At 64.6% G+C, this 14,449-nt stretch carries 12 protein-coding genes; 10 read left to right on the top strand and 2 right to left on the bottom strand.

All coding sequences use genetic code 11. From position 1 onward, the window contains the following. Positions 1–45 precede the first annotated feature (45 nt). Together aceA and aceB are read left to right on the top strand one after the other, a co-directional pair. Complete coding sequence (aceA, locus tag AC5RU9_RS11210; protein WP_211713767.1) at positions 46–1,362, top strand: isocitrate lyase; 1,317 nt, start codon at positions 46–48, stop codon at positions 1,360–1,362. A gap of 242 nt (positions 1,363–1,604) precedes the next feature. Continuing rightward, the gene (gene aceB / locus AC5RU9_RS11205) at positions 1,605–3,257 is read left to right on the top strand and encodes a malate synthase A (protein ID WP_494016494.1); all 1,653 of its coding nucleotides are present in this window, start codon (positions 1,605–1,607) and stop codon (positions 3,255–3,257) included. A 182-nt stretch (positions 3,258–3,439) separates the two neighbouring features. On the opposite strand, the gene AC5RU9_RS11200 is transcribed toward aceB, so the two are convergent. Both AC5RU9_RS11200 and AC5RU9_RS11195 read right to left on the bottom strand, forming a co-directional pair. Beyond that, on the bottom strand, positions 3,440–4,633 hold the full coding sequence (locus tag AC5RU9_RS11200) for an MFS transporter (RefSeq protein ID WP_494016493.1): 1,194 nt from the start codon (positions 4,631–4,633) through the stop codon (positions 3,440–3,442). 82 nt (positions 4,634–4,715) lie between these two features. Further along, on the bottom strand, positions 4,716–5,933 hold the full coding sequence (locus tag AC5RU9_RS11195; protein ID WP_494016492.1) for an ROK family protein: 1,218 nt from the start codon (positions 5,931–5,933) through the stop codon (positions 4,716–4,718). A gap of 189 nt (positions 5,934–6,122) precedes the next feature. On the opposite strand from AC5RU9_RS11195, the gene AC5RU9_RS11190 reads away from it, so the two are divergent. The 8 genes from AC5RU9_RS11190 to AC5RU9_RS11155 all read left to right on the top strand — a co-directional run bounded on the left by AC5RU9_RS11190 (position 6,123) and on the right by AC5RU9_RS11155 (position 14,449). Then, a complete protein-coding gene (locus AC5RU9_RS11190) occupies positions 6,123–7,202 on the top strand; it encodes a Gfo/Idh/MocA family protein (RefSeq protein ID WP_494016491.1) in 1,080 nt (359 codons plus the stop codon). After that, complete coding sequence (locus AC5RU9_RS11185) at positions 7,199–7,996, top strand: hypothetical protein (RefSeq protein ID WP_494016490.1); 798 nt, start codon at positions 7,199–7,201, stop codon at positions 7,994–7,996. Before AC5RU9_RS11190 ends, AC5RU9_RS11185 begins: the two co-directional genes overlap by 4 nt. 115 nt (positions 7,997–8,111) lie before the next feature. Further along, entirely contained in the window at positions 8,112–9,443 is a 1,332-nt protein-coding gene (locus tag AC5RU9_RS11180) for an ABC transporter substrate-binding protein (RefSeq protein WP_211713773.1), read from the top strand. A 13-nt stretch (positions 9,444–9,456) separates the two neighbouring features. Next, positions 9,457–10,419, top strand: coding sequence for a carbohydrate ABC transporter permease (locus AC5RU9_RS11175; RefSeq protein ID WP_211713774.1), 963 nt, complete (start codon positions 9,457–9,459; stop codon positions 10,417–10,419). Beyond that, positions 10,419–11,312, top strand: coding sequence for a carbohydrate ABC transporter permease (locus AC5RU9_RS11170; RefSeq protein ID WP_211713775.1), 894 nt, complete (start codon positions 10,419–10,421; stop codon positions 11,310–11,312). Before AC5RU9_RS11175 ends, AC5RU9_RS11170 begins: the two co-directional genes overlap by 1 nt. Positions 11,313–11,369: 57 nt before the next feature. Next, positions 11,370–12,116, top strand: a complete 747-nt coding sequence (locus AC5RU9_RS11165) for a sugar phosphate isomerase/epimerase family protein (protein WP_494016489.1) — start codon at positions 11,370–11,372, stop codon at positions 12,114–12,116. Then, complete coding sequence (locus AC5RU9_RS11160) at positions 12,113–13,234, top strand: Gfo/Idh/MocA family protein (protein ID WP_494016488.1); 1,122 nt, start codon at positions 12,113–12,115, stop codon at positions 13,232–13,234. Before AC5RU9_RS11165 ends, AC5RU9_RS11160 begins: the two co-directional genes overlap by 4 nt. A 33-nt stretch (positions 13,235–13,267) precedes the next feature. Continuing rightward, on the top strand, positions 13,268–14,449 hold the full coding sequence (locus AC5RU9_RS11155; RefSeq protein WP_494016487.1) for a Gfo/Idh/MocA family protein: 1,182 nt from the start codon (positions 13,268–13,270) through the stop codon (positions 14,447–14,449).

The following is a 14,449-nucleotide window of genomic DNA, read 5'->3' as shown; positions in this document are numbered from 1 at the left end:
AAGGCCGGGCCCGGGCAAGCCCCGCTTGGATATAAGGAGACAGAAATGACCGCTTCATTTGAACCAGCAGAGCAGAGTGCAGAGCAGCAAGCCGCAGCGCTGGAACTTGAATGGTCCGCCAACCCGCGTTGGGAAGGCGTCACCCGCGATTACTCGGCAACCGACGTCGTCCGCCTCCGCGGCCGCGTCTCCGAAGAGCACACCCTGGCCCGCCGCGGCTCGGAGAAGCTCTGGAAGCAGCTCACCGAGGAAGCTCCCACCGGCGGATACACCAACGCTTTGGGTGCACTGACCGGTAACCAGGCTGTGCAGCAGGTCAAGGCCGGCCTCCGGGCGATCTACCTTTCGGGCTGGCAGGTGGCCGCCGACGCCAACCTCTCGGGACAGACGTACCCGGACCAGTCGCTGTACCCGGCCAACTCAGTTCCGCAGGTTGTCCGCCGCATCAACAACGCCCTGCTCCGCGCTGACCAGATCGAGTACGCCGAGGGCGTCAAGAGTGTTGAGGACTGGCTGGTCCCGATCGTCGCCGACGCCGAAGCCGGCTTTGGTGGGCCCCTGAACGCCTACGAGCTCATGAAGTCCATGATCACCGCCGGCGCCTCGGGCGTTCACTGGGAAGACCAGCTCGCCTCCGAGAAGAAGTGTGGCCACCTTGGCGGCAAGGTCCTAATCCCCACCCAGCAGCACATCCGGACCCTCAACGCAGCCCGCCTGGCAGCCGACGTCGCCGGAACCCCGACCGTCGTCATTGCCCGGACCGACGCCGAAGCAGCAACCCTGATCACTTCGGACGTGGACGAGCGCGACCAGGAATTCATCACCGGCGAACGTACTGCTGAGGGCTTCTACAAGGTCCGCAACGGCATCGAACCCTGCATCGCCCGTGCCAAAGCCTACGCACCGTACTCCGACCTCATCTGGATGGAAACCGGCACCCCGGACCTGGAGTTGGCCCGCAAGTTCGCCGAATCGGTCAAGGCCGAGTTCCCGGACCAGATGCTCTCCTACAACTGCTCCCCGTCCTTCAACTGGCGCAAACACCTGGACGACACCACCATCGCCAAGTTCCAGCGCGAACTCGGCGCCATGGGCTTCACGTTCCAGTTCATCACCCTGGCCGGATTCCACGCCCTGAACTACTCGATGTTCGATCTCGCCCACGGCTACGCCCGTGAAGGCATGAGCGCCTACGTCGAACTCCAGGAAAAGGAATTCGCCTCCGAGTCCCGCGGCTACACCGCCACCAAGCACCAGCGCGAAGTCGGTACCGGCTACTTCGACGACATCGCCACCGCGCTCAACCCGAACGCATCCACCCTCGCACTGGTCGGATCGACCGAAGAGGGCCAGTTCCACTAACCAAAAACGCCCAAGGTGAGCTTTCGCTCACCGGAAGGCACGACGGCGGCACTCACCGCGGGTGACGCAGCGGCTTGGAGGGGGAACCCGGCAGCGTGCGTAAAAGGGGCCCTGTCCCGGACGCCGGCCGAGCCCCGCGAGGCCAAGCGGCCGGGATGGGGAATAGCACGCGGAGGGTTTCCCCGCCAAGCCAACCCAGCCAGCCGAGTGCCGCCGTCGAACATTTTCTTAGGAGTCTTGAAATGAACAGCTTCACCGACAACTTCACTATTAATGGCATTACGTTGACCGCGCAGCCCATTTGCCGGCAGAACGAGGTATTGACGCCGGATGCGCTTGAGTTCGTCGGCAAGCTGCACCGAGCCACGAGCGATCGTCGCCAGGAGCTGATGCAGGCACGGCACGCACGGCGTAACCAGATCTCCAGTGGCCAGGATCCACGTTTCCTGCCGGAGACCGAGGGCATCCGCAATGATCCGTCCTGGCGCGTCGCTCCCCCGGCCCCTGGTTTGGAGGACCGCCGCGTGGAGATCACGGGACCGGTGGACAAGAAAATGACCATCAACGCCCTGAACTCGGGAGCGAAGGTCTGGCTGGCGGATATGGAAGACTCTTCCACGCCGACGTGGCGGAACGTGATCCAGGGCCAGCTGAACCTGACGGATGCCTTGGAGCGCCGGATTGATTTCACGTCCCCCGAGGGCAAGGAATACAAGCTCAAGTCCGCCGAGGACCTGCCTACCATCGTGGTTCGTCCCCGCGGCTGGCACCTGCCGGAAAAGCACATGCTGATCGACGGCAAGCCGATCGCCGGCGGGATCGTGGACTTCGGCCTGTACTTCTTCCACAACGCCCGCCGCCTGCTGGCACAGGGCAAGGGCCCGTACTTCTACCTGCCGAAGATCGAGAACCACCTGGAAGCCCGGCTCTGGAACGACATTTTTGTGTTGGCCCAGGACCTGCTCGGCATCCCGCAGGGCACCATCCGCGCCACCGTGCTGATCGAAACCATCACGGCTGCGTTCGAGATGGAAGAGATCCTGTACGAGCTGCGCGACCACGCGAGCGGTTTGAATGCCGGCCGCTGGGACTACATCTTCTCGCTGATCAAGAACTTCCGTACCCGCGGTCCGCGTTTCGTGCTTCCGGACCGCGGCCAGGTGACCATGACCCAGCCGTTCATGCGGGCCTACACCGAGCAGCTTGTCCGCGCTTGCCACCGGCGAGGTGCCATGGCAATTGGGGGCATGGCAGCTGCTGTCCCGAACCGCAAGGACGAGGCAGCCAACCAGGCTTCCTTTGAGAAGGTTCGTGCCGACAAGACCCGCGAGGCCAATGACGGTTTCGACGGCTCCTGGGTGGCGCACCCGGACCTGGTACCCGTGGCACGCGAAGTCTTTGACAAGGTTCTGGGCGACAAGCCGAACCAGCTGGGCAAGTCCCGCGAGGACGTCACCCCCGATGACCGTGCACTGATCGACATCGCCAGCACCGAGGGCACCATCACCGAGGGCGGTGTGCGCTTGAACATCGAGGTAGGCATCCGCTACATCGAGTCCTGGCTCAGGGGCAACGGGGCCGTGGCCATCCACAACCTCATGGAAGACGCCGCCACCGCAGAGATCTCACGCTCCCAGCTCTGGCAGTGGATCCACTCCCACGCCATTACCGACCACGGCGACATCATCACCCGCGAATGGGTGGAGGACATGCTGGATGAGGAATTCGCCCGCCTGGAACGCTTCGACGGAGACCGCTTCGCTGACGCCCGCGCCATCTTCGAAGAAGTCACCCTCGCCGAAGAGTTCCCCACCTTCCTGACCATCCCCGCTTACGCCCGATTCCTCACCGAGGCCCGTGAAGAGGCCACGGAAGAGGAACTCGTCGCCGCCTAAGGAAGCGCCACCAAGCCCCGCGACACACGTCGCGGACACCACGCCCCGACGCTGGGCTGCCTGCACTCTTCGCAACAAGTGACCCCGATGGTCGGGGAGGCAGCCCAGCAACGGGGCTACTTGGGTTAACGACGGCGGCACTCACCCCGCCCGGCGGCACTCACCCCGCCAGCCCGACGCGCCTAGCGTTGCCGCGCCACCCAGCGCACGGACAACGTGGTGCACACGCAGAACGTGAGCACGGAGCCGAGGATCACGAAGAGCGGAACAGTCCAGCCGTCAGAGGCACTGTGGACGTAGCCAACAATGGTGGGAGCCAGCGCCGCGAAGCAGTAGCCAACCCCTTGCACCACTGCGGACATCTTCCCGGCGGACGCTTGCGAGTGTGCGAACTTGATGATGGCAATGAAGATGACCGTGATGCCGCCACCCTGGGCAATACCGCCCATCGAAGACCACAGCCACCAGAACCCAGGCGCCAGTAACAGGCCCACGGGAACGGCCAGCCAGAGCGCGCTCAAGGTGACCGCCACCGTCGTCGTACTGGCGAAGCGGGCCAGGAGTGGCACGCCCAGGCCGCCAACAATCGCGAAGATCTGGAAGAGCGAGGAGCCGGCACCGGCTTCGGCGGTGCCCATGGCGAGCTCATCAGCGAGGAAGCTGGGCAGCCAGGCGGTGACGCCGTAGTAGGAGAAGGCCTGGCCGGCAAAGCCGAGCGTCAGGCCAACTGTCAGCCAGCCGACGCCGGCCACCTGGCCAGCGCCGGAAGCAGCGGGGGTGGGAACAGCGGCAGGGACGAAAGCCCGCCGTGCACCAACAGTGGGCACCCAGAACACGATGGCGGCCAACGCCAATAGTGCACTCGCGGCCAGGGCCAGACGCCAGCCGACGAGCTCAGCCAACGGCGCCGTCGCCACGGATGTGAGGAACGAGCCGATGTTGAGCGCAGCCGTGTAGACGCCCATGGCAGTGGCTTGGCGCCGGGGTGCGAAGTCACGCCGGATGATGAGCGGCACCGCGATGTTGCCGATGGTGATGGCCAGGCCAATGATGACCGTGCCGGCCATGACCAGGGCACCACCGCCGCTGGAGCGGATCACCACACCGGCCAATACCCCAAGCAGGGTGAGCATCACCGCGAACTCGGCTCCGAGCCGCCGCCCGGCCAACGAAGCCAGAGGGGACGCCAAGGAGAAGCAGAGCACGGGAATGCCGGTCAGCAGCCCGAGTTCCACCGGCGAGAACCCGAGGTCCTGCCGCAGGGAGTCCACCACGGGCGCCACCGCGACGAAAGGCCCGCGCATGTTCAGGGCAATGAGCCCAATACACGCGAGGATCAGCCAGCCGCGCGGGACTTTGGCAAGGAATTGGCTCATTGGACGCACCGGGAAGGAAAGAAAATAGACATCACTTTCATTGCTATCACGCCGCCACCCGGCGAACGGCACCCAACGGGGCTCAGCCTGCAGCTTGCAGCGTGGCTTCAATCACGGCCGGCGAAAGAACGTGTTGTGTGACCATTTGGCTGGCGCCCAGGATGGCTGCACGGTCGCCGGCCATGGAGATACCGATGCGCAGGTGGGTGGTGGCCAGTGGCAGGGACCGCCGGTAGACCACTTCGCGGATGCCCGCTACGAGGTGCTCGCCGGCTTCCCCCACGCTGCCGCCGATAATGATCATGGACGGATTGAGCAGGTTGACCACGGTGGCCAGTACGTCGCCGACGTCGCGACCGGCCTGCCGCAGCGCCTGGATGGCTTGCAGGTTTCCCTCGCCCACGAGCCGCAACACGTCCCCGCCAGTGGAGGCTTCGAGCCCCTGCGCCTTGAGCTGACGGGCGACGGCGGGACCTGAGGCCAGCGCTTCGAGGCAGCCGTGGTTGCCGCATCGGCAGAGGACGTCGTCGCCGCGCGGAACACGGACGTGGCCGAGGTCGCCGGCCGTGCCGTTGGCGCCGCGTTGCAGTTCGCCACTGCTGATGATGCCTGCGCCGATGCCGGTGGCGACCTTGATGAACAGGAAGTTATCGTGGTCGGGCCAAAATGCGGTCCGTTCGCCGAGGGCCATGATGTTGACGTCGTTGTCCACCAAAACGGGAACGGGCAGCAATCGCTGAACGTAAGTGACGACGTCGAACCCGTCCCAACCGGGCATGATGGGCGGCTTCACGGGCCGCCCGGTGGCGTGCTCAACCGGCCCCGGCAATCCGATGCCCATTCCGGCGAGGTCCCCGAGCTCCCGACCTGCCTCGGCGAGGAGCTCACGTCCCGCGGAAACCAAACGGCCCAGGACCGCTTCGGGCCCGTCGGCGACTTCCTGGCCCAGCCGCCGCTCAGCGAGGATGCTGCCGCTGAGGTCGGTGACGGCAACAATCACGTGGGTTGCGCCGACGTCGACCGCCAGGACCACGCGCGCGGCGGGATTGAAGGCAAAGCGCGACGGCGGCCTGCCGCCGCTGGAGCTCGCCTCCCCTGCCGGACCGACAAGGCCGGAATGAATCAGGGCATCGATGCGGGACGCAACTGTTGAACGGGCGAGCCCTGTGGTGACGGCAAGTTCAGCTCGGGTGCGGGCTTGGCCGTCGCGGAGAAGTTGGAACAGATCGCCAGCGCGCGAAAGGTTGCCGACCTCCACCACGGAGGCATTTCCGGCGTCGTTTGCGCTGGCTGAAGTCATGTCTTTAGTGAAGCACGATTGCTTATGCGTGTCATGCAGCAGAAGTATGTCGGCCTTATTTCAACTTTTGCTTGACGCTCGGCAAAAGTCCCCCTAGGTTGTGATGAGCAGCACATCAAGGCGATCGATTCTCACCATCTCCCCCATCGATTCACCTCCAGAAGTCCGCTTACGAAGAGGTAACTGAACTTGTCCAGCCACACAGACGCCACCCGCCCTTTGGGTGTTGGCATCCTCGGCGCCGGCCCTGTCACCCAGGCCATCCACTTGCCGTCCCTCGCCCGGCTCGGCGACATCCTCACCGTCCGCCACATCATGGACGTGGACCCCTCCGTCGCCGAATCTGTCGCCGCCCGCGTCGGCGCCACCCACAGCACCAGCGTCGACGCCCTCCTCAGCGATCCCGCCGTCGAGATTGTCGCCATCTGCAGCCCCCACCAGTTCCATGCCGAGCAGGTCATCGCTGCCTGCCGCGCCGGCAAGAAGGCCGTCCTCTGCGAGAAGCCCTTCGCCATGAACGCCGGGGAAGCGGCACGGATCTCAGCGGTCAGCGCGGAAACCGGAGTGCCGATCATCGTCGGTGCCATGCACACCTTTGATCCCGGCTGGCTTCCCGCCCAGGAGAACTGGACCGACCTCCCCGAGACCACGCACACCATCCGTTCCTCGATCGTCCTCCCACCCAACGCCCGGTTCGAGGACTTCGCCACCGAGATCATCACGCGCCCCGTTGGGGGCACACCCGACTACTCGGACCCTGAGGTAATCAAGGGCGCACTCCGCGGCGGCATCATGGGCCTGGCCATCCACGACCTCCCGCTGATCCGCCGGTTCACCCCCGATTTCAAGGACATCGAGGTGCTCGAGGCACGCCACGTCCGCCCGTTCGGCTACGTCATCTCACTCCGCACCCCCACCCGGACCATCGAACTCCGCGCGGCCATGAACAACACGTGGAAGCCGGAATGGACCTTCGAAGCCATCTCAGACGACGCTGCCCTGCACATCGACTTCACACCGTCGTACGTGCAGGCCGGTTCCGCCACCGCCGCCTTGACGCGGGGCACCACGACCACAGTGCTCGGCCCCTTCGACCACAACGGCTACGAAGGCGAGTGGCGCGAACTTGCTGCCCTCGCCACGGGAGCGAAGCAGCCGCCCACCGCGCAAACCCTGATTGACGACCTGACCTTCGCGTTGGACATCGCCGACGCTACGGTAGCCACCCTCGAGACGCAGCGCGCCGTAGCCGAAGGAATCCGCGCATGAGCCACAAGTACACAGTCAAAGCCGCGCCCGAGGCCCAGGTCGCCGGTGCCGTGGCGTTGGTGGTCGCGTCCCTACCCGAATCGTTCGGTCCCGCTACCGAAGCAAAGGCCCACGTACACGTCATTGCCGGCCGGCCAGGCTGGACCGCCGAGGCGGCCACGGCCATCGACGACGGTGCGCGCGGCATTGTGGTGGTCAACCCGGCACCGGAAAACACCGACTCCCTCGCGGCAGCCGCCGGACGCAGCAACACCGCAGTGGTCCTGGACCAGCGCTGGGCATCCAACCCCGCAATGCCCGCAGCCGAGGACGCAGTCCGCTCCCTCGCCGGACGTGCCGCGATGGTCGACACCGTCGCAACCGCCCCGGCCGGCACCAACTCCGGTGAGCTGCTCGCGGACCATCTTGCCGCCGTCGTGCGTGTCACGGGTCCGTTGGGCAAGCTGCGGACCGTGGGCCACCGCGACACCGGCTACACGGTGTCCGCGACGCTGGCCAACGGCGCCCCGGTCGCCTTGCAGGGCGTGCTGACCGACGCCCGGCCCGCGGCCCTGCAGCTCAGCATGCTGACGGACGACGGCGGCGTCGACCTCACGCTGCCTGAACCGTCCGCGGCGTGGCCGGCCACGGTCAAGGTCACCGACCCGCACGGCGAACTGCTTCTGCCCACCCTGTACGAATCCGCCCACCGCGCCACTTGGCGTCGACTCAAGGAACACCTCGACGCCGGCACCGTCCCCTCAGATCTGCGCCGCTTCGCGGAACTGTCCGAATCCGTTTCCAACCTCACCTGAACCACCGCAACACAAAGCAGTACCAGCCATTCAGTATCCGTTTGCCCTACTCAAAGTTGAGCTGGACCGGCGTATCGACGCGGACTCCGCGTTGCCGGTCCCGAAAGGAATCACTATGAATGTTCAGTCCACAGCCAACAAAGCATTCTCCCGCCGCGGCTTTCTCGGCCTGACCGCCGCCGCGGCCTCAGTGCCGCTGCTCGCCGCCTGCGGAGGCGGCTCAGCCAGCCAGGGCGGCGGTGGCGGCGGTGCCGGTGGCACCATCAAGTTCTGGGATATGCCGTGGGCAACACCGGCCTACAACGATTCCGCCAAGAAGATCGCTGAGGGCTTCTCCGGCGCCAACAACGCCAAGGCCAACTACCAGATCATCCAGTGGAACAACTTCTACCAGACGTTCTCCTCGGCCATCGCGTCCAAAACCGGTCCCGCTGTTTCCACTGGTGGTGGCTTCCAGGCGTTCCAGTTTGATCAGCAGGGTCAGATCGCGTACGCAGACAAAGTCATTGAGAAGATGAAGTCCAACGGCCAGTTCGACGACTTCCTTCCCGGAGTGCTCGATCCGTTCAAGTCGGACAAGGGCTACGTCGCAGTACCGTGGCAGCTGGACATGCGCGTGTTCTGGTACCGCAAGTCGCTGTTCGAGAAAGCCGGAGTCTCGCTCCCCACCGACTGGCCATCCCTGCTCGAAGCCGGCAAGGCACTGAAGAAGGTTGGCGCGTTCGGCTTCGCCACAGGCGCCGGTTCGGGCAACAACTACGGCAACCACTCCATGATCATGATGATGGTCAACAACGGCGGCGGCGTCTGGAACAAGGCCGGCGAACTGGACCTCCTCAACGACCGCAACGTCGAAGCCATGGAATTCGTCCTGGAGCTTGTCTCCAATGGCATCATCGATCCAGCCGCGGTCAGCTACACCACGGACAACATGTCGGCCCAGTGGAAGGACGGCAAGGCAGGATTCGGCCTGTTCCAGGTCAACGTTCCGCAGCGCGTGGGCGACACTTCCGGCGACCTGCTCGTGGCCGACCCCATCACCGGCCCGCACGGCGACAAAGCCACCATCGTCTTCCCGAACAACATCATGATGTACAAGAACACCCCCTCGCAGGAGGCCTCCGAAGAGTTCCTTGTCTACTACATGGGCCAGCTCAAGGAACTGTGGAAGCAGAAGCTCATGTCCGCGCTTCCGGTGTTCAAGTCGATCACCGAAACGCCCGAGTTCGCCAACGATCCCAACAACGTCAAGATCGTCAAGGACTGGCAGCCCATCGCCAAGACGTTCGCCTCCCAGGGCAGCACCCTCAACGCCAACCTCGCAGCCCTCGACGGCGGCCAGGCCCTCAACCAGTTCAGCCAGTCCATCCTGACCGGCCAGGCAAAGGACGCCAAGAGCGCCCTGCAGACGTTCCAGTCCGGCCTCGAATCCGTCCTGAAGAAGTAGAACGGGTCCAGCCATGACATCCACCACCGCACCTTCGGGCTTGTCCCGGGCCCGCCGGGGGCTCGCCCCCGGCGGGCCGGGGGCCTCCCCTGGTAAACGCAAGAGCAAACTGAGCGCGCAAACCACCAAGACCTTCTTCTGGCTCCTGTTGCCTTCCGTGGTCCTGCTGGTCCTGATCCACGGCTATCCGCTGATCCACGCCGCGGTCCAGGCTACCCACGACGGCGACCTGCTCCAGACGGGAAACTTCGTTGGTGGGGAAAACTTCGCCAACGTCCTGTCCTCGCCGGCGTTCTGGAAGGCTGCACAGTTCACCCTGTGGTTCACGATTGTTGGCGTGTTCGGCTCCTGGCTTGTTGGCCTGGGACTGGCCCTGCTGCTGCGGACCAAAATCCCCGCAGGCAATACCTTCAAGGTCCTCTTGCTCCTGCCGTGGGTGGTGCCGATCGTGGTCTCCTCCACCGCGTGGAACTGGCTGGTTGCCACACCTGACAGCCTGATCCCGTCGATCTTCCGGGGCCTCGGCCTGGGAACCCCACTGTTCCTGGCCGATCCGACCCTCGCGTCCATCACTGTCATGGTGTTCAAGGTCTGGGTTTCCTTCCCCTTCATGATGATGATGATCTCCGCGGCCCTGGCCTCGGTGGACACCACCGTCTACGAAGCCGCGAGCATGGATGGTGCCAGCCGTTGGCAGCAGTTCACCCAAATCACCTTGCCGCTGATCGCCCGTTCCACGTACATCTCGTGGATCCTCATGACGATCTTCTGCGTCAATGACTTCCCCACCATCTACCTCCTCACCGGCGGCGGACCTGTCAGCGCCACCACCTCGCTGGTGGTCCTGGCCTACCGGACCGTCTTCCAGGACTTCGCCACCGGGCCAGGCGTTGCCATCGCCTTCCTCATGACCATGACCCTGGTGGTCATCTCAGTCATCCTGTACCGCCAGATCCGAAAGTCGAGCGTCGAATAATGAGCGCTGTACTCCACGCCCACCCCGAATCCGGCCCGGCCCTCGGCATCAGCGAAACGGGCAAAACCCGCCGGGTCCTCTCCGAAGCCGGCATGCGCGGACGCTGGTGGCGGTTTGTCCTGATCCTGGCCATCACCGTGATCGTCCTGGTTCCCATCATGGTCACCGTGGTCCTGGCGTTTACACCAGGCCCCAACAGCACCGCGACCGGGTTCACCTTCGAAAACCTGGCCAACGTCTTCAACGGAACACTGGCTGCGACGTGGCTGCAGAACAGCCTGGTCACCACGCTCTCCACGGTTGTGGTGTCCGTAGCCGTGGCAGCACCTGCCGGCTATGTCCTCTCCCGCGGGCGGTCCAAGGCAGTCTCCGGCTACTCGCTGCTCCTGTTCGTCATGCAGTCCCTGCCGATCATCACCTCGGTGGTTCCGCTGTTCATCCTCTTCGCAGGGATGGGACTGGTGGACAACCTGCTGGGCATCACCATCATCTACGTCGGTTCCACCATGACAGTCGCAACCTGGATGATGGCCGCGTACTTCGATTCGATCCCCATCAGCCTTGAAGAAGCATCGTGGATCGATGGGTGCTCGGTCTTCGGGTCGTTCACCAAGGTGGTGCTGCGCAACTCCTTGCCGGGCATCCTCTCCACGGCGATCTTCGCCTTCCTGCTCGCATGGAACGACTACCTCGTGGCAATCGTCTTCCTCCGCTCCAATGAGATCTTCACCCTCCCCATGGGTGTCCAATCCTTCTTCCAGCAGAACGCCACAGACTGGACCTCCGTGATGGCGCTGGCCGTCGTCATGATGCTTCCCCCGATCATCGTCTTCGCCACGTTGAACAAGTACTTCAGCGTTGGCGGAATCGGTGGCTCCCTCGCCGGGCGCTAACTAGACTGGCGCCAACGCCTGAATTCCCTGCATAAACCACTCCCGCAAAGGAAAACAATGTCGTACTCACTCCAGCTGTACACCCTCCGCAATGCCATCCAGGAGGATCTGCCTGGAACCATCAAAAAGGTCGCCGAGATCGGTTTCACGCAAGTTGAGCCGTACAACTTCGTGGCCACCGCAGCCGAGCTCGGGGCTGCCCTGAAGGAAAACGGCCTGACCGCTCCTTCAGGACACGCGCCGCTTCTGTCGGCCGACCAGGATGAGATCTTCGCCGCTGCCAAGGAACTGGGCATTACCACCGTGATCGACCCGTTCCTCCCGGCTGAGCACTGGCAGGACGCGGAAACCATCCAGAGTACGGCGGCCAAGCTCAACGCCGCGGCCAAGAAGGGTGCTGAGTACGGCATCCGCGTGGGGTACCACAACCACGCCTGGGAGCTGGAGTCCACCATCGAGGGCAAGACCGCGCTGGAGTACTTCGAGGGCCTGTTGGATCCGGAACTCGTCCTCGAGGTGGACACCTACTGGGTTGCCGTGGGCGGCCAGGACCCCGTGGAACTCCTGGCCCGTTTGGGTGACCGCGTGAAGCTGATCCACATCAAGGACGGCCCGGGCAACACCGACACCAAGGCCCAGCAGCCCGCAGGCCAAGGCACCATCCCCGTGCTGGACGTCATCGCCGCAGCGAAGTCCTTGGAAGTTGGCGTCGTTGAGTTCGACGACTACTCCGGCGACATCTTCCAGGGCATCACGGAATCGCTCGCATTCCTCAACGCAGAATCGACAGGTGCCAAGGCATGAGCTTGACACCTTCCACCCGCAAAGGCGCCGTAGGCGTAGCAGTCATCGGTGCGGGCAACATCAGCAAGCAGTACCTGGACAACCTCACCACCTTCCCGGACGTCAAGGTCCTGGTGATCGCCGACCTGTTCGAAGAGGCCGCCAAGGCCCGTGCCGAGGAATACGGGATCCCCGAGTGGGGTGCCCCGGAGCTGGCGCTGAACCATCCCGACGTCGAGATCATCGTGAACCTGACCATCCCGGCGGCTCACGTCGAGGTGGCGACGGCCGCGGTCAACGCGGGCAAGCATGTTTGGACCGAGAAGCCGTTTTCCCTGGACCGCGAGTCCGGGCTGGGCCTGCTCAAGGCAGCCGACGCCGCGGGCATCCGCTTGGGCACCGCACCGGACACGTTCCTTGGTGCGGGCCTGCAGACCGCGCGACGGATCATCGAGCGCGGCGACATCGGTACGCCGCTGACCGGCATGACCACGTTCCAGACCCCCGGACCGGAATCCTGGCACCCGAACCCTGCGTTCTTGTTCCAGCACGGCGCCGGACCCCTGTTCGACATGGGCCCGTACTACCTCACCGCACTGATCCAGACGTTCGGATCGATCCGCAAGGTGGCCGCCGTCGGCTCCTCCGCGAAGGCGACCCGCGTGATCGGTTCCGGTCCCAAGGCCGGCGAGGAATTCGCCGTCGAGGTCCCCACGCACGTTTCGGCCATGGCTCAGTTCGAGGGCGGCCAGTCCTCACACAGTGTGTTCTCCTTCGAGTCGCCGCGCCAACGCATGGGCTTCGTGGAAATCACCGGCTCGGAGGCGACGCTCTCGCTGCCGGACCCGAACTATTTCGACGGCGACCTGAAGCTCTGGCGTCCGGGCGCGGAAGAACCCGAGATCATCGCCGCGACCGGGCCCGCCAATGGCCGTGGGCTCGGCGTGCTGGACATGGCCCGCGCCCTGCGAGCCGGCACCCCGCACCGCGCCACTGGCGACCTCGCCTACCACGTGCTGGACAGCATGGTTTCCATCGCCGAATCCGTGGAGTCGGGCTCGTTCGTGGATGTCACCAGCAACGCCCCCACCTCGGCTGCCCTGCCCGAGGACTGGGCGCCGGAAACCGCAACCCTCTAGAAATCCGCAGCGAACCCAGCGAGGAATCGAACCATGAGCACGCCCACACACTCGTCCCTGCCTTCCAACCAGCCTCTCGGCGTGGCCGCCATCGGCTACGCCTTCATGGGGAAGGCCCACTCGAATGCGTGGCGGAACGTGGCTAGTTTCTTCGACGTCCCGGCCTTCGAGCAGAAAGTCCTCGTGGGCCGGGACGCCACGCAAGTGGCCGAGGCCGCCGCCAAGTATGGCTGGGCCGAATCCGCCACCGACTGGCGTTCGGTCATTGAACGGGACGACATCCACATCATTGACATCTGCGCCCCGGGTTGGATGCACGCCGAAATCGCCATCGCTGCGCTCGAAGCGGGCAAGCACGTGCTGGTGGAAAAGCCGCTCGCCAACACCCTGGCGGAAGCCGAACTCATGACCGCCGCCGCGGCGAAGGCACGCAAACGCGGAGTCCAGTCCATGATCGGCTTCAACTACCGCCGCGTCCCCGCCCTGGCCTTGGCCAAAGAGCTCATCGCCGAAGGCCGCCTCGGCACCGTCCGCCACATCCGCGCCGCCTACCTCCAGGACTGGCTCTCCGACGCAGAGTCTCCCATGACCTGGCGGCTCCGGAAAGAAACCGCCGGCTCCGGTGCATTGGGGGACATCGCATCACACGCCATCGACCAGGTCCTCTACCTGTTGGGCGATGCGGTCACCGAGGTCTCCGGCCGCCTGCACACCTTCGTGGACCGGCGCCCCGGAGCGGACGGCCTGGAAGATGTAACGGTCGACGACGCCGCCTGGGCCACCCTGACCCTTGCCTCCGGAGCAATCGCCTCGGTGGAAGTCAGCAGGGTGGCGACGGGCCAGAAGAACTCCCTCAAACTCGAAATCTACGGCGACAAAGGCACCATCCTGTTCGATCTGGAGGCCCTCAATGAACTGGGTTTCCTGGATGCGACCGTGCCGGTCCGGGAACAGGGTTTCCGTCGGATCCTGGTCAACGAGCCCGAACACCCGTACCTGGAAGCGTGGTGGCCGCAGGGCCACATCATCGGCTGGGAACACACCTTCACGCACCAAATCCGCGACTTCCTTCTCGCCATTCGCGACGGAAGCCAGCCATCGCCGTCGTTCGAAGAAGGGCTCAACGTCCAACACATACTGGCCGCCGTGGAGGAGTCCGCAGCCGCCAAAAGCTCACTGATCCAACTCAACGCAACCCCTATTAAAGGAGCCTGA

The sequence above is a fragment of the Arthrobacter sp. B0316-5-4 genome (assembly GCF_059090325.1).
Note: the sequence above shows the minus strand (reverse complement) of the source record. Positions and strands in the feature narration are given on the sequence as shown.